Origin of the sequence: Delftia sp. WSY_12, assembly GCF_043104645.1 — a bacterium.
GTDB classification, from domain to species: Bacteria; Pseudomonadota; Gammaproteobacteria; order Burkholderiales; family Burkholderiaceae_C; genus Comamonas; species Comamonas tsuruhatensis.
Genome location: NZ_JBICKW010000030.1, coordinates 256,086 through 272,002, shown reverse-complemented (window position 1 = coordinate 272,002; position 15,917 = coordinate 256,086). Strand labels below are relative to the sequence as shown.

General features: G+C 67.5%; 17 protein-coding genes. 7 read left to right on the top strand and 10 right to left on the bottom strand.

The genetic code is table 11. The annotated features are described in order from the left end of the window. Window positions 1-17: 17 nt before the first annotated feature. The 5 genes from cysW to ACF8LI_RS19665 all read right to left on the bottom strand — a co-directional run bounded on the left by cysW (window position 18) and on the right by ACF8LI_RS19665 (window position 4,832). On the bottom strand, window positions 18-1,016 hold the full coding sequence (cysW, locus tag ACF8LI_RS19685) for a sulfate ABC transporter permease subunit CysW (protein WP_016453281.1): 999 nt from the start codon (window positions 1,014-1,016) through the stop codon (window positions 18-20). Between the two features lies 1 nt (window position 1,017). Next, window positions 1,018-1,923, bottom strand: a complete 906-nt coding sequence (gene cysT, locus ACF8LI_RS19680) for a sulfate ABC transporter permease subunit CysT (RefSeq protein ID WP_013801696.1) — start codon at window positions 1,921-1,923, stop codon at window positions 1,018-1,020. A 74-nt stretch (window positions 1,924-1,997) separates the two neighbouring features. Next, window positions 1,998-2,999, bottom strand: coding sequence for a sulfate ABC transporter substrate-binding protein (locus ACF8LI_RS19675; RefSeq protein ID WP_026062880.1), 1,002 nt, complete (start codon window positions 2,997-2,999; stop codon window positions 1,998-2,000). A 157-nt stretch (window positions 3,000-3,156) separates the two neighbouring features. Beyond that, complete coding sequence (locus ACF8LI_RS19670; RefSeq protein ID WP_209672338.1) at window positions 3,157-3,792, bottom strand: alpha/beta hydrolase; 636 nt, start codon at window positions 3,790-3,792, stop codon at window positions 3,157-3,159. Between the two features lie 110 nt (window positions 3,793-3,902). After that, entirely contained in the window at window positions 3,903-4,832 is a 930-nt protein-coding gene (locus ACF8LI_RS19665; protein ID WP_016453282.1) for a LysR family transcriptional regulator, read from the bottom strand. Between the two features lie 175 nt (window positions 4,833-5,007). On the opposite strand from ACF8LI_RS19665, the gene ACF8LI_RS19660 reads away from it, so the two are divergent. Continuing rightward, window positions 5,008-5,646 carry an FMN-dependent NADH-azoreductase gene (locus tag ACF8LI_RS19660; RefSeq protein WP_016448263.1) on the top strand — a complete coding sequence of 213 codons (639 nt, stop codon included), beginning with the start codon at window positions 5,008-5,010 and terminating at the stop codon, window positions 5,644-5,646. Between the two features lie 87 nt (window positions 5,647-5,733). Here ACF8LI_RS19660 and ACF8LI_RS19655 read toward each other — a convergent pair whose 3' ends face one another. Continuing rightward, a complete protein-coding gene (locus ACF8LI_RS19655) occupies window positions 5,734-6,849 on the bottom strand; it encodes a hypothetical protein (protein WP_026062879.1) in 1,116 nt (371 codons plus the stop codon). A gap of 263 nt (window positions 6,850-7,112) precedes the next feature. Here ACF8LI_RS19655 and ACF8LI_RS19650 point away from each other — a divergent pair, with 263 nt between their 5' ends. Next, window positions 7,113-7,595: a hypothetical protein gene (locus ACF8LI_RS19650; protein WP_016453284.1), complete on the top strand. Its 483-nt coding sequence runs from the start codon at window positions 7,113-7,115 to the stop codon at window positions 7,593-7,595. 91 nt (window positions 7,596-7,686) lie between these two features. On the opposite strand, the gene ACF8LI_RS19645 is transcribed toward ACF8LI_RS19650, so the two are convergent. The 4 genes from ACF8LI_RS19645 to ACF8LI_RS19630 form a co-directional block, all read right to left on the bottom strand. Continuing rightward, entirely contained in the window at window positions 7,687-8,235 is a 549-nt protein-coding gene (locus ACF8LI_RS19645) for an NADPH-dependent FMN reductase (protein ID WP_016448265.1), read from the bottom strand. An 84-nt stretch (window positions 8,236-8,319) separates the two neighbouring features. Next, on the bottom strand, window positions 8,320-9,150 hold the full coding sequence (locus tag ACF8LI_RS19640; RefSeq protein ID WP_016453286.1) for a MetQ/NlpA family ABC transporter substrate-binding protein: 831 nt from the start codon (window positions 9,148-9,150) through the stop codon (window positions 8,320-8,322). Between the two features lie 62 nt (window positions 9,151-9,212). Beyond that, window positions 9,213-9,878, bottom strand: coding sequence for a methionine ABC transporter permease (locus tag ACF8LI_RS19635; protein ID WP_012206396.1), 666 nt, complete (start codon window positions 9,876-9,878; stop codon window positions 9,213-9,215). 50 nt (window positions 9,879-9,928) lie between these two features. Next, window positions 9,929-10,810 (bottom strand): methionine ABC transporter ATP-binding protein, encoded by an 882-nt coding sequence (locus ACF8LI_RS19630; RefSeq protein WP_046985622.1) that lies wholly within the window; start codon window positions 10,808-10,810, stop codon window positions 9,929-9,931. A gap of 386 nt (window positions 10,811-11,196) precedes the next feature. Between ACF8LI_RS19630 and ACF8LI_RS19625 the strand changes: the two genes are divergently transcribed. The 5 genes from ACF8LI_RS19625 to ACF8LI_RS19605 all read left to right on the top strand — a co-directional run bounded on the left by ACF8LI_RS19625 (window position 11,197) and on the right by ACF8LI_RS19605 (window position 15,913). Further along, window positions 11,197-11,937 (top strand): energy-coupling factor ABC transporter ATP-binding protein, encoded by a 741-nt coding sequence (locus ACF8LI_RS19625; protein ID WP_392413969.1) that lies wholly within the window; start codon window positions 11,197-11,199, stop codon window positions 11,935-11,937. Window positions 11,938-11,954: 17 nt separating this feature from the next. Beyond that, window positions 11,955-12,548, top strand: coding sequence for an energy-coupling factor transporter transmembrane protein EcfT (locus tag ACF8LI_RS19620; protein WP_017406442.1), 594 nt, complete (start codon window positions 11,955-11,957; stop codon window positions 12,546-12,548). Between the two features lie 74 nt (window positions 12,549-12,622). Next, a complete protein-coding gene (locus ACF8LI_RS19615) occupies window positions 12,623-13,216 on the top strand; it encodes a biotin transporter BioY (RefSeq protein WP_016448270.1) in 594 nt (197 codons plus the stop codon). Continuing rightward, the gene (locus ACF8LI_RS19610; RefSeq protein ID WP_392413968.1) at window positions 13,209-14,717 is read left to right on the top strand and encodes an AMP-binding protein; all 1,509 of its coding nucleotides are present in this window, start codon (window positions 13,209-13,211) and stop codon (window positions 14,715-14,717) included. Before ACF8LI_RS19615 ends, ACF8LI_RS19610 begins: the two co-directional genes overlap by 8 nt. Further along, window positions 14,714-15,913: a thiolase family protein gene (locus ACF8LI_RS19605; protein WP_392413967.1), complete on the top strand. Its 1,200-nt coding sequence runs from the start codon at window positions 14,714-14,716 to the stop codon at window positions 15,911-15,913. Before ACF8LI_RS19610 ends, ACF8LI_RS19605 begins: the two co-directional genes overlap by 4 nt. The last annotated feature ends 4 nt before the right edge of the window (window positions 15,914-15,917 follow it).

The following is a 15,917-nucleotide window of genomic DNA, read 5'->3' as shown; positions in this document are numbered from 1 at the left end:
TCTGGTCGGGGCGGGCCTCAGGACACCTGCGGCACACGGGATGCCTGGGAAGCCGGCGTGGGGCGCTCGGGAGGCAGCTCGGCTGCGGCCTTGGCCTGGTGCTCGGCACGCCACTCGGCCACCGACTTGATGACCAGGGTCACCAGGGCCAGCAAAGCCAGCAGCGATGCGGCAGCGAATGCGGCAACGGACTGGTACTCGTTGTAGAGGATCTCCACATGCAGCGGAATGGTGTTGGTCTGGCCACGGATGTGGCCCGAGACCACCGACACCGCTCCGAACTCGCCCATGGCACGCGCATTGCACAGGATCACGCCGTACAGCAGGCCCCACTTGATGTTGGGCACGGTGACCTTCCAGAAGGTCTGCCAGCCCGTGGCGCCCAGCACGATGGCGGCCTGCTCCTCGTCGCTGCCCTGCGCCTGCATCAGCGGGATCAGCTCGCGCGCGATGAAGGGGAAGGTCACGAAGATGGTGGCCAGCACGATGCCGGGCACGGCGAAGATGATCTTGATGTCATGCTCGGCCAGCCAGGGGCCGAACCAGCCGTGGGCGCCGAACACCAGCACGTACATCAGGCCCGCCACCACGGGCGAGATCGAGAACGGCAGGTCGATCAGCGTGATCAGAAAGGCCTTGCCACGGAACTGGAACTTGGCAATGCACCAGGCCGCCGCCACGCCGAACACCAGGTTCACCGGCACGGCGATCAGCGCCGTGATCAGCGTCAGCTTGATGGCCGACCAGGCATCGGGCTCCTGCAGGCCGGCGACATAGGCATCCCAGCCCTTGCGCAGCGCCTCGGTGAACACGGCCGCCAGTGGCAGCACCAGGAACAGGCCGATGAAGGTCAGCGCAATGCCCGTGAGAATCCAGCGCACAGCGCGCGGCTCGGTGGTGGAGAGCTTTTCACGCCGGCCCTTCGGGGGCGCCGTGAGCCTGTACAGCACCAGCACGGCGACCAGCACCGCGCCAATGATCTTGAGAAGCAATGCTTCCTGTGGAGACAACGCCATCTCAAGCCCCTCCCGAATGCTTGCGCTGCCATGCCTGCAGCGCGTTGATGACCAGCAGCATCACGAAGGAGAACAGCAGCATCACCACAGCCACGGCCGTGGCGCCTGCGTAGTCGTATTGCTCCAGCTTGCCGATGATGATCAGCGGTGTGATCTCGGAAATCATGGGCATGTTGCCCGCGATGAAGATGACCGAGCCGTACTCGCCGATGGCGCGCGCGAAGGCCATGGCAAAGCCCGTGAGCAGCGCGGGCGTGATGGCCGGCAGGATCACCTTGTAGAAGATCTGCCAGCGCGAGGCGCCCAGGCTGGTGGCGGCCTCCTCCAGCTCCTTCTCCGAATCCTCCAGCACAGGCTGCACCGTGCGCACCACGAACGGCAGGCCGATGAAGATCAGCGCAATGACCACGCCGTTCGGATTGAAGGCCAGCTGGATGCCGTAGGGCTCCAGGTACTGGCCCACCCAGCCATTGCCGGCCAGCAAGGCAGTCAGCGAAATGCCGGCCACGGCCGTGGGCAGGGCAAAGGGCAGATCGACGAGCGCATCGACGATCTTCTTGCCCGGAAACTTGTAGCGCACCAGCACCCAGGCGATCAGCAGGCCGAACACCAGGTTCACGCAGGCCGCCGCGAACGAGGCGCCAAACGTCAGCCGGTACGAGGCCAGCACGCGCGGCGAGGCCACGGCCTCCCAGAACTGGGGCCAGGTGAGCGAGAAGGTCTTGAACAGCAGTGCCGACAGCGGGATCAGCACGATCAGGCTCAGATAAAACAGCGTATAGCCCAAGGTCAGCCCGAAGCCGGGCAAAACGCGCTTGGCGCCGCGCCCCTTGCGCGCCGCACCGGACGGTGCGGGCACAGGAGCGTCGGCGCCAGGCCTTGGGCTGGTCGGAACGGCAGACACCATGTTGGATTCCAAATCAGCCAGTGTGGGGAGGGGGCCTCAGGCGGACTGCGCCGCCTTCATGCCTGCTTGCGTGCTTACTTGCCGGGGACGTAGATCTTGTCGAACTGTCCGCCGTCGTTGAAGTGCACCTTCTGGGCTTCGGACAGCGAGCCGAAGTACTTCGCCACGGTGAACTGCTTGATGGGCTTGAACACGTCGGCGTGCTTCTTGAGCACGGCCTCGGAGCGGGGGCGCAGCGCGTGCTGTGCGGCGATTTCCTGGGCTTCGTCGGAGTACAGCCAGGCCAGGTAGTCGTGCGCCAGCTGGCCCGTGCCCTTCTTGGCCACGGTGCGCTCGACCACGGCCACGGGGTTCTCGGCCACGATGGACACCGAGGGATGGACGGCATCGACCTTGCCCTTGCCGAATTCGCGCTCCACGGAAACCACTTCGGACTCGAACGTGATCAGCACGTCGCCGATGTTGCGTTGCAGGAAGATGCTGGTCGCATCGCGACCGCCCTTGCCCAGCACGGGCACGTTCTTGTAGAGCTGCTGCACGAACTCGGCCGCCTGCGCATCGGTGCCGCCCTTCTCGCGCACCGAACCCCAGGCCGCCAGGTAGGCGTAGCGGCCATTGCCGCCCGTCTTGGGATTGACCACCACGACCTTCACGTCGGGACGGGTCAGATCGCTCCAGTCCTTGATGTTCTTGGGGTTGCCGTTGCGCACCAGGAACAGCATGGTCGAGGTGGTGGGCGATGCGTCATTGGGGAATTTCTTGGCCCAGTCCTTGGCGACCACGCCGCTGTCGGCCAGGAACTGCACGTCGGTCGTGGTGTTGAAGGTCACCACATCGGCAGCCAGGCCGTCGTTGACGGCGCGCGCCTGGGCGCTGGAGCCGCCGTGCGACTGGTCCACCTTGATGTCCACGCCCTTGGTCTTCTTGTAGTGGGCGACGAAGGCGGCGTTGTAGTCCTTGTAGAACTCGCGCGCCACGTCGTAGGAGACGTTGAGCAGCTGGTTCTGCGCCGATACGGTTCCTGCGGCGGCCAGCGCCAGGGTGGCCAACAAAGTCTTGAGCTTCAAAGAATGCATGGTTCGCTGCCTTTTATTAGTGGACATCTCTGCGGTGGATTCACAGACAGTCACATTGTGCGAACGCTGGCTTAAAACTCAAAAGAATATATTTTTGTTTGTTAATGGCCTGCTTCCATATAAGAAGCCTGGCCCACCGTCTTCGCCAGCCGCCACCTCACAGCCCGGCGGCCCAGGGGGCGCCCGCGCCTGCCGGCACCGCTGCCCGTGCACCGGCAACGCGCGGCGCACGCACGGCAGGCCGGGGTTGCGCGGGCTGCCAGCTGTCACCCTGCATCAACGACTGCAGCAGCGCCAGGCCCAGGGGCCAGTCGCCGAAACCCGATTCGACATTGATGTGTCCCGCGTTCTGCAGCCGCACGAACTCGCTTCCCCAGGCCCGCGCATAGGCGCCGGCCCGGCGGATCGGACAGTAGGGATCGTTGCTGCTGGCCACCAGCACGCTGCGGTAGGGCAGCGGCGCATAGGGCACGGGCGCAAAGTCGGCCAGTTGGGCACGGCGCTCGGGATCGGCCGGCGCCACCAGCAGCGCACCGCGCACGCGCGCACTGGCCTCGGGACCCAGGTGCGCGGCCGTGATGCAGCCCAGGCTGTGGGCGGCCAGCACCACGGGCTCGGGCCGGGACAGCACCAGTTGCTCCAGCGCGGCCACCCAGGGTTCGCGGTGCGGCACGAGCCAGTCGTCCTGCTCCACGCGCTCGGCATGCGGCAGCTGCTGCGCCCACAGGCTTTGCCAGTGGTCAGGACCGGAGTTGCGCCAGCCGGGCACGATGATGATGCGGTGGGGATTCATGGGTTCTCCTGGACTGTCCATTGCTGGACATGGGCCCCGATTGTGGAGAACGCCGCCGACGATCCCAACGAACGATTTGTTGTTTTCTTATGGCGTGGCGGGGTGCAGCCTCAGCGCACCGCCGGCTCGCGCGTGGCGTGGCTGTTTCGCCCCGGCACGGTCTCGCCGAGGAAGTCCAGGAAATGCCGCACGGCCGGCGCCAGGCCGCGCCGCGAGGGGAAGACCGCATGCACGATGCCCTGCGGCGGCTCCCAGCCCGGCAGCAGATGGACCAGCCGGCCTTCGGCCAGTTCCTCATGGCACATGTAGTCGGGCAGCCAGCACATGCCGCTGCCGGCCAGCGCCGCGAATTTCAGCGTCAGCAGGTCATCCACCACATAGCGCGGCTGCAGCTGCAGGCGTTGCTCGCGGCCTTCGGGGCCGACCAGCAGCAGGCTGGACTGGCCATCCACCGCCGACATGGACATGCTGTCCAGGTGCTGCAGGTCGGCCAGTGCACGCGGCGTGCCCTGGCGCTCCAGCAGCTCCGGGCTGGCCACGAGGATCTGGCGCGCCACATCCAGCCGCTTGACGACCATGGAGCCGCTGTCCTCCAGACTGGGGCGCACGCGCAGCGCCACGTCGATGCCCTCCTCCACCAGGTTCACGGGCCGGTTGGTCACCTGCATTTCCACATGCACCAGCGGGCAGCGCTGCAGGAACTGGGGCATGAGCTCGCCCAGCACGGTCTGCGCCAGGGTCACGGGGCAGCTCACGCGGATGGTGCCGCGCGGCTCGGTCTGCACCTCGGCCACGGTGTCGGCGGCGGCCAGGGCCGCATCGCGCATGGCCTGGCAATGGCGCAGATAGGCCTCGCCCACCTGGGTCAGCGAGAGCTTGCGCGTGGTGCGCTGCAGCAGGCGCACGCCCAGCCGGGCCTCCAGCTCCGCCACGCGCCGCGACAGCCGCGACTTGGGTATGCCCAGCGCCCGCCCGGCAGAGGCGAAGCCGCCGCGCTCCACGACCTCGGCGAAGTACAGCATGTCGTTGAGATCCATCATGTCGCTCGTCCCTCCCTGTGCTCATTGGCTGCAAATTCAGGACAATCTATCGCAATTTCTGCGGCTTATCAAAGACTCTGTCCAAATTCACAATTGATCCCATCGTCGGCCCTACAAGCTTTCCCGAATGGCCGATCCCAACCGCGATCCCAACCGACATCCCAGGAGCTTTTTCATGCAAGTTCTGCACATCGACTCTTCCATCACCGGCGCCGCTTCGGTGTCCCGCCAGCTGACCGCCCAGACCGTGGCTGCCCTGGTCGCCGCCAACCCCGGCGCCAAGGTCGAGTACCTGGATCTGGCCGTGAACGCCCCCGACCACCTGAACGCAGTGTCCATGGGCTTTCGCACCGGCCAGGCCGCCACGACGGAAGCCGAGCGCGCACAGAACGCCATCTCCGAAGCCCTGGTGAGCCAGTTCCTGGCGGCCGATGTGGTCGTGGTCGGCGCTCCGTTCTACAACTTCACCATCTCCAGCCAGCTCAAGGCCTGGATCGACCGCATCGCCCAGGGCGGCCGCACCTTCCGCTACACCGCAGCCGGCCCCGAAGGCCTGGCCAAGGGCAAGAAGGTCATCGTGGCCTCCACGCGCGGCGGTGTGTACTCCACCAGCGAAATGGGCCAGGCCCTGGAGCACCAGGAAAGCTACCTGAAGACGGTGTTCGGCTTCCTGGGCATCACCGATGTGAGCATCGTGCGCGCAGAAGGCGTGGCCATGGGCGATGAGTCCAAGGCCAAGGCCCTGGAATCGGCCCGCAACGACATCGTGCGTGCAGCGGCTGCCGCCAATCAGGAAGCGGCCATCGCCGCCTGAGCTCGGTCTTGCGCATAAAAAAGCGCAGGCACCCTGACCGGGGCGCCTGCGCTTTTTGCTGGCCGCCGAGCCTGGCAGCCGTCGCAATCAGCGCACCAGCGGACTGGTGCGAACGACGGCGTACGCGCCGGCGATCAACAAGCGGTCCTGGCGGTCGAAAGCAATGGCTTTGACGTGCAGCAGCTTGCCAGGCAGCGGCCCCAGCTCGTATGCCAGGGGTGCGCTGTCCACACGTCCTGCCACGATGCTGAGCTGCCCGCTATCCGAAAGTTTTTGGACCAGGGTGCTGCGGTTGCTGGTCACAACGTAGATGCCATTCCTGCTGTCCAGGGCCATGGAAGTCACGTTGTCATCCAGCCTAGCCAGCGTTTGGCCTGTCGTGTAGTTGAGGATTTCTCCACCACGGGCCACCAGCAGTTGCCCATTGCTGGCGACGGCGAGCGCGTTGAAACCTTCGCCTGGCAACGTGGTGACCTCGCCATCGGCCGTGACCTGACGCAGCCTGTTCCCATCCAGCACGAACAGCCGGCCATCGGGCGTACGTCGCATGGCATGGGGGCCGGAAAAAATCGCTGCAGCGCCAACGCCATCCTTAGGGCCACTTGAATTGGGCCCACCACCGGCCAGCGCCCGCACTGCGCCCGATGCCTGCTGCACCCAGACTCCCATGCCATTGCGGGGCATGCCTCCACTGAAGACAGCGCACTCTGCACAGGTCAGGCCATCCGCAACAAAGACCTCGCCACTGCCACCTGCTGCAATAGCGCGCGGATACAGATAGTTGCGGGGCTCGCCCCAGTCGCGGTCACCCCCTGTGGAGAAGGTGGACACCACACCTTCCCCCGCAATCCGGCGAATGCGAGAGCGCTCGGGCGTGGGGCAAGGCGGCTGCGGTGACACAGGCGGATAAACATCTTCCGACACATAAATGTCGCCAAGCGGCGAAAGGGCGAGATCGGTGATTCTCGAAAACCGCGCCTGCGCGCCCACGCCGTTGACCTGACCACAGTGGTCCTGAGCCAGTGCGTCGGGCTTGCTTGCAAGCGAACCCGCCAGCAGCGACATCTGCACAGGCGCCGGCTGCGGCTCGACAACTGAGCCATTGCCATCGCCTCCCCCACCGCCGCACGCCGCCAATACGGTCACCAATGCCACGCTCAGCGCGGCGCCCCTGCACAGATTTTTCCAGCCCTTTTTTTGCATCTTGTCTCGCCCTTATGGATGAATGCCGTCATGAACGTCACGCCAGCAGTCTAGTGGGCGTTACCAAACAAAACAGGTATCCGCTTTTTCCGCTTCTTTGAAAAATCCAATGCCTGCCTGGCCTTGCACGACACACGAAGCTGTTAGGCTGAACCATCACCGCCATATTCGCGGCTTTGTCCGACACGAACCGTCTGTATTTCAGAAAGTCGGCGGACCTGCCGATATCCAGGCAGCCTCATTGCATTCACTGCCTTCCATCCATGCCAGCCACAAGTCCCCGCCCCCATGTCCGGCCCCGCGGCCCTGTCCATGCCCGCCCTCCGTCCGATGAAAACCTGGTGATCACGGTGATCGCCGTGTCCCTGCTGGCCATCACCGTGGTGGGCATTGGCGTCTACCAGTTCCTGCAGTACCAGCGCGAGCAGGATCAGGAGCAGCTCAATTCCCGCGTGTACCGCAGCTATGTGCGCAACACCGACGAGGCACCTGCGCCCGAGGAGCCCGATCAGCCCGCCGCAGCGCCCACCCCCGCCAAGCCCAGCCAGCAACAACTGAACCAGGAAATGACGCGCAAGCTGCTGGCCCATCCCGGTGTGACGCCCGGTGCCGGCTTTTCGGCGCCCGGTGTCAAGTCGACCGGCGTGGTGATCATCGACGCCATCGACCAGGCCCAGGCGCGCGAGAAGGCATCGTCCGCCGCGCGCCCTGCTGCGGCGATTGCCAACCCGTCTCCCGCTTCCTGACGCTGCCTGAGTTCTGCGCTCGCAGGCCCCACAACGCACAAGCCCGGCATTGCCGGGCTTTTTTGTGTCTTGAGCGGCCTTGCCGCGCCGTTCACTGGTGCTTGCGCGCCCAGGCCGCGAACTTCTGCACGAAGCCGTTCACGAAATCGCGGCTGCCGGCGCCGATGGAGCCGTCTTCGGCAAACAGGCCGTCCTTGGCCTGGATGAAGATTTCGGGCTGGGCCAGCGTGGGCATGTCCAGGTAGGCCAGCACATTGCGCAGGTGCTGCTGCGCCAGCGCCGTGCCGATGGCACCCACGGAGACGCCGGCCACGGCAGCGGGCTTGCCGGCCCAGACGCTCTTGCCGTAGGGGCGCGAGCCCTGATCCAGCGCGTTCTTGAGCACGCCGGGAATCGAGCGGTTGTACTCGGGCGTCAGGAACAGCACGGCCTGGGCCGACTGGATCTGGGCGCGGAACTGCTTGACCACGTCCACCTCATTGCCGTCATGGTCCTGGTTGTACAGCGGCAGGGCATCGATGGCGACCTGCTCGAAGACCAGGCCTTCGGGTGCCAGGCGCGCAATGGCGTCGGCGAATTTGCGGTTGAAGGAATCCTTGCGCAGGCTGCCCACGATGACAGCGACCTTGATCTGGCTCATGCATTGCTCCTGGAGGAAGTGGCGAAAAACGGGTGGGAGGCGTACCTCCCGCAGGCAGCCATTATGTGGCTGCCTGCACGGCGCTTACTGTAGGAAAGTGGGCTTGGCATAGCCCTGGAACTTGCTGTCCACCACGGCCTTGAACTCCGCCGAACGGTAGACCTCGGCCAGGTCCTTGGCCCATGCCGCGCCCTGGTCCTTCTTCTTGATGGCCACGACGTTCAGGTAGTGGTCGGGGGTCTTTTCCAGCGAGACGGCCTCGGTCAGCTTCAGGCCCGAGGAAATGGCGAAGTTGCCGTTGATGATGGCGTACTCGGTGTCGCCCAGCGAGCGCGGCAGCTGCGCGGCTTCCAGCGGGATGAACTTGAGCTTGCGCGGGTTCTCGGCCAGATCCTTTTCGGACACGCGCAGCGGGTCGATGCCGGGCTTGGCCTTGATCAGGCCGGCCTGCTCCAGCAGCACCAGCGCGCGGGCCAGGTTGCTCGGGTCGTTGGGCAGGGTCACGCGGTCGCCTTCCTTGGCCTCGGCCAGGGTCTTGCGGGTCTTGGAGTACACGCCCAGGGGGGCGATGGGGCCTTGCACCAGCTCCACCAGGTCCAGCTTCTGGTCGGCCGCGAACTTCTGCAGGTAGACACGGTGCTGGAAGAAGTTGGCATCCAGCGAGCCCTGGGCCAGCGCCAGGTTGGGCTGCACGTAGTCGTTGAACTCCACCAGCTTGACCTGGTAGCCCTTCTTTTGCAGCAGCGGCACGATGCCCTGCTTGAGCTGGTCGATGTTGGAGCCTGCCGTGCCGCCGATCACCAGCTGCTTCTTGTCGGCCTGGGCATGGGCGGGCAGCGCCAGCACGCTGGCAGCGGCAAGGGCGGCGGCCGAGGCCAGCAGGTGGCGGCGCACGAAGGAAAGGGATGCGGTCATGTCGGAATCCTTTTTTTGGGAGGGAGCGGGAAGAAAGAAGAAAGCGGGTCTGGACAGCGCGCTCAGCCGCGCTTGTCCAGGCGGCGGGCCGCCGTGTTGCCCACGAACTGGATGACCTGGACCATGGCCACGAGGATGGTCACGGTGAGCACCATCACATCGGTCTGGAAGCGGTAGTAGCCGTAGCGGATGGCCAGATCGCCGATGCCGCCGCCGCCCACCACGCCGGCAATGGCCGAGTACGACAGAAAGCTCACGGCCAGCACGGTCAGCGCCAGCACCAGGCCCGAGCGCGCCTCGACGATGAGCACGCGCCAGACGATCTGCAGCTCCGAGGCGCCCATGGCGTGCGCGGCCTCGATCACGCCGCGCGGCACGTCGCGCAGGCACTGGTCCACCAGGCGTGCCAGGTAGGGAATGGCCGCCACGGACAGCGGCACGGCCGCAGCCAGCGGGCCGATGGAGGTGCCGGCCAGCCAGCGCGTGAAGGGCACCAGCGCGACCAGCAAGATGATGAAGGGGAAGGACCGCACGGTATTGACCGTCCAGTTCAGCACGGCAAAGGCCGGGCGGTTGTCCAGCGACTGGCCGGGGCCCAGCAGGAACAGCAGCACGCCCAGCGGGCCGCCGATCAGCACGGCGGCCGACAGGCCGATGCCCAGCATCAAAAGGGTCTGGCCCATGGCCAGCCACAGCTCGGGCAGGATTTCGACGATGTTTTCAGACATGGGAATGCGGAAGCTAAAAGAAGAGGAAAACGGGACCGGGCGAAAGCCCGTCAGTGCTCGGAGCCGCCCACGGCGCGCAGCACCACGGGGCGGGTGGCGCCGCGCTCGCGCAGGGCCTTGTCGGCACGCTCCACGCGCAGGGCCTCAAGTTCGCTGCCCAGCAGCGTGGCGCGCTGCGGCGCCTCGTAGGCACGGCCCTGCGGCAGGGCGGGCAGCGTGAAGCGTTCTGCCACCTGGCCCTGCTCGATGATGGCCACTTCGCTGCACAGCGCATCGACCACGGCCAGCTCGTGCGTGACGATGACGATGGTCACGCCCAGGCGGCTGTTGATGTCCGCCAGCGTGGCCAGGATGGAGCGCGTGGTCTCGCTGTCCAGCGCCGAGGTGGGCTCGTCGCACAGCAGCACCTGGGGGCGCGGCGCCAGGGCACGCGCAATCGCCACGCGCTGCTTCTGACCTCCGGACAACTGGGCCGGATAGCTGCCGGCCTTGTCTGCCAGGCCCACGATGTCCAGGCATTCGCGCACGCGCTGCTCGATCTGGGCGCGCGAGTGGCCGCCATGGATGCGCAGCGGAAAGGCCACGTTCTCGAACACGCTGGCGTTCTGCAGCAGGTTGAACTGCTGAAAAATCATGCCGATGTTCTGGCGCGCCTCGCGCAGCGCGCGGCGGCCCAGATCGGTCAGGCGCTGGCCTGCCACCACCACCTCGCCGCTGTCGGGACGCTCGAGCAGGTTGATCAGGCGCAGCAGCGTGGACTTGCCCGCGCCGCTCTTGCCGATCAGGCCGAAGACCGTGCCCTGGCCAATGTCCAACGACACCGAACGCACGGCATCGAAGTGCTTGCCATCGGCTGTTACAAATTTCTTTTGCAGGTCGCGCAGGCGGATCAGCGCGTTTTCCGGGGCCAAATGGGCGGTCTGGACGGTCATGGAGTCTCGGTTCGGCAGTGAAAACGGTCCTGGGATCGACAACGGCAGCCTTTGCACCGCCATCTCCAGGCAATGGCGCGCAATTTCCGGGTCCTGTGCTGAGGAGTTGGACGCAGTTGCAAGCCGATGGGCATGCGTTGTCTTGCGTCGTCGCCAAGCACAGGCGAATCCCCAGGATCTGCCGTCATTAGTGTTCTAACGAGTGTGTTGCAAAACGTTGTTCAAACAAAAGAATAAAAAATACGGTGCTTATATCGATTGCCGTCTTTCAAGCCTTGATGTACGGCCTGGACGGCATTGCTAGAATCCGCCCCCGACAGGCCTGTACAACGGCAAGATTCCTTGTGGTTGCGTGCATTACAGGTAAGTACCCGCTTTCATTCGCCATGCCTGAATCCTCCCGAACTGCCGACTGCCCCGCCTGCGCCGCCAGCCTGCGCGTGGAAGCGGTGCGCCTGCGGCGTGGCATCACAACCGTCTTTGATGGCCTGGACCTGCAGCTGGACGAGCCGCGCGTGGGACTCATCGGCGACAACGGCGCGGGCAAGACCAGTCTGTTCCGGCTGCTGTGCGGCCTGGATGCGCCGCAGGCCGGGCGCGTGCTGCTGGACGGCACCGAACTGCACGAGGCCCGCGCCAGGCGGCCGGGCCAGGTCGGGCTGATGTTCCAGAACCCCGACGACCAGATCATCTTCCCCACCGTGGAGGAAGAGCTGGCCCTGGGATTGCGCCCTTCGGGCATCTCGCGGCGCGAGGCCACGGAGCGCGCCCGCGCCCTGCTGAGCAGCCGCGGCCTGGCCGACTGGGCACCGCGCGCCGTGGCCGGGCTCAGCCAGGGCCAGCGCCAGCAGGTGTGCTGGCTGGCCCTGCTCATTGCCGCGCCGCGCGTGCTGCTGCTGGACGAGCCCTTCGCCAGCCTGGACCTGCCGGGCCAGGCGCGGCTGGCCAGGGACATCGCGGCCGCCGAGCAGCAGGTGCTGGTCTCCACCCATGTGCTGGACCACGTGCGCAGCTTTGGCCGCGTGCTCTGGCTGGAGCGCGGCCAGGTGCGCGCAGACGGCCCCGGCCATGAGATCTGCGCAGCCTATGAAGCCGACGTGGCCCGGCGGCTGCAGACGCAGTCCTGACGCAGGAGCCAGCCGCCATGGGAAGCCTCTACAGCGAATACACCAGTTGGCTCCATGCCTGGAGTGCGGGCCGCAAGCTGCTGCTCATGGCGCTGCTGGGAACGGGCCTGTTCCTCATCGATTCACCGTGGCTGCTGGCCCTGGCCGGCGCCGCCTGCGGCCTGCTGTGGCTGTCGCTGGGCCGCGCCACCGAGGGCGCACGGCGGCTCATGCTGTCGGTGACCGTGGCCGCCCTGCTGGTGGCCGCCTTCCATGTGTGGATGCAGCATTACGCCCTGGCCGCCTCCAGCGCGCTGCGCCTGGTCTGCGCCTCCACGCTGGGCATGGCGCTGACCGTGAGCACACGCCCCAGCGATCTGGTCGATGTGCTGGAGCGGCTGCTGGCGCCGCTGGAGCGCATCGGCATCTCCCCCGAACAGGTGGCCCTGCAGCTGGCATTGATGCTGCGTTTCACCGAGCATTTCTTCGTGCAGTGGAAGCGCATGGACGATGCCCACCGGCTGCGCACGGGCCGCGCCGGCGGCCTGCGCCTGATTGCGCCGCTGACCATCCACATGCTGCAGGCCACGCGCCGCGTGTCCGATGCGCTGTGGGCGCGCCTGGGCCGCTGAGGCCTGCCCTGCCGATTTGCCCTTCCGATTTGCCCTGCTGAACTGCCCTTCCTGACCGACAGCGAGAACTCTCCATGACCGCTCCCTCCACCGTCTCACGCGCCTCGGCGCGCTCCATGGCCCAGGTCTCGCTGTTCGCGGCACTGATGGCCGTCATGGGCCTGATTCCCAAGATCGACCTGCCGCTGGGCGTGCCCATCACCATCCAGTCGCTGGGCGTGATGCTGGCCGGCGTGATGCTCGGCCCCTGGCGCGGCATGCAGTCCATGCTGCTGTTCCTTGCGGCCGTGGCCGTGGGCCTGCCCCTGCTGTCGGGCGGGCGCGGCGGCATTGCCGTCTTCATGGCGCCCTCGGCCGGCTACCTGCTGGGCTACCCGCTGGCGGCCTGCATTGCCGGCCTGGTCATGCGTGCGCTGCCCCAGGGATCGCCCCGGCGCGCGGCGCTCAGCGCCTTTGCGGCCTCGGCGCTGGGCGGGCTGGTGGCCCTGCATGCCTTTGGCGTGCTGGGCCTCATGCTGATGGCCAAGCTCAGCCTGTCGCAGGCCTTCATGGCCACCTTGCTGTTCGTGCCCGGCGATCTGGTCAAGTGCGTGCTGTGCGCCCTGGTGGTGCACACGGTGGCGCGCGGCATGCCGGACTGGCCGTTCGGAGGCCGCCAGCATGGCTGAGCCATCCGCGCGTCATCCGCTGGCCGCGCCGCTGCAGCACCCGTGGACCCTGGTCCATGGCCCGCTGGAGCATTGGGCGCGGCAGCGCCCCGATGCGATGGCGCTGCAAAGCGAGGCCGGCCAATGGAGCTTTGCCGCGCTGCATGCCGCCGTGCTGCAGCGCTCGGCCGCGCTGGTGGCCGGCCAGGCGCCAGAGATGCTGCTGGTGGACACGGGCGGCAGCGCCAGGACCGTGGATGCCATCGTCGAATTCCTCGCCATCCTGCACAGCGGCCGCTGCGCCGCCGTGGCCGACCCTGACTGGCCCGATGCCGTGCGCAGCCGCATCGAGGGCTGGCTGCCCACGGCGCCCAGCGCTCTGGCCGAGGCCACGGCCACCGGCGCCTTCTACACCGGCTTCACCTCGGGCAGCACCGGGCTGCCCAAGGGCTTCATGCGCCACCACCGTTCGTGGACAGAGAGCTTTCGCGTCTGCCTGCAGGACTTCGGCGCCGTGGCCGCGCAGCGCACCATGGCGCCCGGGCGCATCTCGCATTCGCTGTTCCTGTTCGGCGTGATGCAGGGCCTGTGGTGCGGCGAAGGCGCCGTGGTGCAGGAGCGGTTCTCGGCAGCGCGCTGCCTGACCAGCCTGGCGCGCGGCGAAGCCCCCTGCCTGGTCGCCGTGCCCAGCCAGCTGCTGCTGATGCTGCAATGGGCCGCACACCGCACGCTGGCGCCCATCCCCGAGGTGGAGCTGATCATGATCAGCGGCGCGCGCTGGATGCGCGCCCAGACCCCGGCCCTGCGCGCGCTGTTTCCGCACGCACGCATCATCGAGTTCTACGGCGCCTCGGAAGCCAGCTTCATCGCCTGGATGGAGGCCGACGAACAGGCCCCGCCCCAGGCCGTGGGCCGGCCCTTCAGCAATGTGCAGTTGCAGATCCGCCCCGCCACGCAGCAGCCCGGCGGCCACACCCTGCAGCCGGGCGAGGACGGCCTGATCTACATGCGCAGCCCCATGCTGTTCATGGACTATGTGGGCGAGGCGCGCGACGGCACGGCCGCGCTGCGCGACGGCGAATGGCTGTCCGTGCGCGACATGGGCCATATCGATGCCGGCGGCCAGCTGTGCCTGGCCGGGCGCCAGAGCCGCATGCTCGTCACCCAGGGCAAGAACCTGTTCCCCGAAGAAGTCGAAACCCTGCTGGCCGCGCACCCGGGCGTGGCCCAGGTCTCCATCCAAGGCCTGCCCGACGCGCTGCGCGGCATGCAGGTGCACGCCGTCGTGCAATGGCACGGCGCCGCGCCCGCAGGCTCCGCACAGGCGCTGGCGGCCTGGCTGCGCGACCGGCTGGAAAGCTACAAGCTGCCGCGCCAATGGTGGAGCTGCACCGACTGGCCGCAGACCGCCAGCGGCAAGACCGACCACGGCCGTCTGGCGCGCGCGCTGGCGGCCACTGCCACCGCCACGGCCACTGGCCAGGCACTGCCCAGCGAACCCGCACTGCTGCCCCTGCCATGAACCCGCACGACGCCCCCGTCATCCTGGCCTGGGCGCGCAGCCCTGTCGCCCCCGTGGGCGGTGCATTGCGCGAATTTGCCGCGCACGAGCTGGGCGCGCCCGTGCTCCAGGCCCTGCTGGCACGCGCTGGCCTGCCTGCCCGGGCCGTGGATGCCGTGGTCTTAGGCAACGCCCTGGGCGCAGGCGGCAACCCGGCCCGCATGCTGGCCCTGGCTGCGGGCCTGCCGGAGCGCTGCGCGGCCCACAGCGTGGATACCCAGTGCTGCTCGGGCCTGGACAGCGTGGCCCTGGCTGCAGGCCTGCTGCTGTCGGGCCAGGCCGATATCGTGGTGGCCGGTGGTGCCGAGGCCTGGAGCCGTGCCCCCATCCGCCAGACGCGCCCGCGCCATGCAGGCGAGCTGCCCGTGCCCTTTGAACGCCCCGCCTTCGCCCCCGATCCCGCACGTGACCCGGACCTGCTGCAATCGGCCGCCGACCACGCGCTGGCCCACGGCATCACCCGCGCCGTTCAGGAGGCCCATGCCATCCACAGCCACGCGCTGGCGCTCGCGCACCGCGACCGGTTGGCCCAAGAGATCGTGCCCCTGGCCGGGCTGGACCACGACGCCTATCCGCGCGTCTTGAACCCGGCCCGCGTTGCCCGCATGCCCGTGGTGGCCGAAGCGGGTGGCGCCGTTGACGCCCATGCACGCCAGCGCCATGCGCTGAGCACACCCACCATCTCGCCCAAGGCCGATGGCGCCGCCCTGGTGCTGCTGGCCACGCCGCAGGCCTGTGCACGCCTGGGCCTGCAGCCACGCGCCCGCTGGGTGGCCAGTGCCTCGCTGGGCCATGCGCCCGAAACACCGCTGGTCGCCGCCGCACTGGCGGCCCAGCAGGTGCTGGAGCGTGCAGCCGCAGCGCTGCAGCTGCCTGGCCTGACCGGGGCAGAGCTCCAGGCTGTGGAGCTGCACGATGCCTTCGCCGTGCAGGCCCTGGCCTTTGCCGAAACCCTGGGCCTGCCGCTGCAGCAGCTCAACACCGGCGGCGGTGGCCTGGCGCGCGGCCATCCCATAGGCGCATCGGGCGCGGTTGCGCTGGTGCGCATGCTCTCAGACCTGCACCGCACGCCAGCAGCCCACAGACCGGCCCTGGGCCTGGCCGCCATTGCAGGGGCTGGGGGCATAGGCGCGGCCTGCCTGGTGCAGGCGCTTTGAATCC

Coding starts and splice junctions, on each gene's coding strand:
- ACF8LI_RS19615 (WP_016448270.1), top strand. CDS start 12,623: ATGACCGCTCCCTCCACCGTCTCACGCGCCTCGGCGCGCTCCATGGCC.
- ACF8LI_RS19665 (WP_016453282.1), bottom strand. CDS start 4,832: ATGATGGATCTCAACGACATGCTGTACTTCGCCGAGGTCGTGGAGCGC.
- ACF8LI_RS19670 (WP_209672338.1), bottom strand. CDS start 3,792: ATGAATCCCCACCGCATCATCATCGTGCCCGGCTGGCGCAACTCCGGT.
- ACF8LI_RS19630 (WP_046985622.1), bottom strand. CDS start 10,810: ATGACCGTCCAGACCGCCCATTTGGCCCCGGAAAACGCGCTGATCCGC.
- ACF8LI_RS19605 (WP_392413967.1), top strand. CDS start 14,714: ATGAACCCGCACGACGCCCCCGTCATCCTGGCCTGGGCGCGCAGCCCT.
- ACF8LI_RS19655 (WP_026062879.1), bottom strand. CDS start 6,849: ATGCAAAAAAAGGGCTGGAAAAATCTGTGCAGGGGCGCCGCGCTGAGC.
- ACF8LI_RS19645 (WP_016448265.1), bottom strand. CDS start 8,235: ATGAGCCAGATCAAGGTCGCTGTCATCGTGGGCAGCCTGCGCAAGGAT.
- ACF8LI_RS19635 (WP_012206396.1), bottom strand. CDS start 9,878: ATGTCTGAAAACATCGTCGAAATCCTGCCCGAGCTGTGGCTGGCCATG.
- cysT (WP_013801696.1), bottom strand. CDS start 1,923: ATGGTGTCTGCCGTTCCGACCAGCCCAAGGCCTGGCGCCGACGCTCCT.
- ACF8LI_RS19660 (WP_016448263.1), top strand. CDS start 5,008: ATGCAAGTTCTGCACATCGACTCTTCCATCACCGGCGCCGCTTCGGTG.
- cysW (WP_016453281.1), bottom strand. CDS start 1,016: ATGGCGTTGTCTCCACAGGAAGCATTGCTTCTCAAGATCATTGGCGCG.
- ACF8LI_RS19620 (WP_017406442.1), top strand. CDS start 11,955: ATGGGAAGCCTCTACAGCGAATACACCAGTTGGCTCCATGCCTGGAGT.
- ACF8LI_RS19640 (WP_016453286.1), bottom strand. CDS start 9,150: ATGACCGCATCCCTTTCCTTCGTGCGCCGCCACCTGCTGGCCTCGGCC.
- ACF8LI_RS19650 (WP_016453284.1), top strand. CDS start 7,113: ATGCCAGCCACAAGTCCCCGCCCCCATGTCCGGCCCCGCGGCCCTGTC.
- ACF8LI_RS19610 (WP_392413968.1), top strand. CDS start 13,209: ATGGCTGAGCCATCCGCGCGTCATCCGCTGGCCGCGCCGCTGCAGCAC.
- ACF8LI_RS19625 (WP_392413969.1), top strand. CDS start 11,197: ATGCCTGAATCCTCCCGAACTGCCGACTGCCCCGCCTGCGCCGCCAGC.
- ACF8LI_RS19675 (WP_026062880.1), bottom strand. CDS start 2,999: ATGCATTCTTTGAAGCTCAAGACTTTGTTGGCCACCCTGGCGCTGGCC.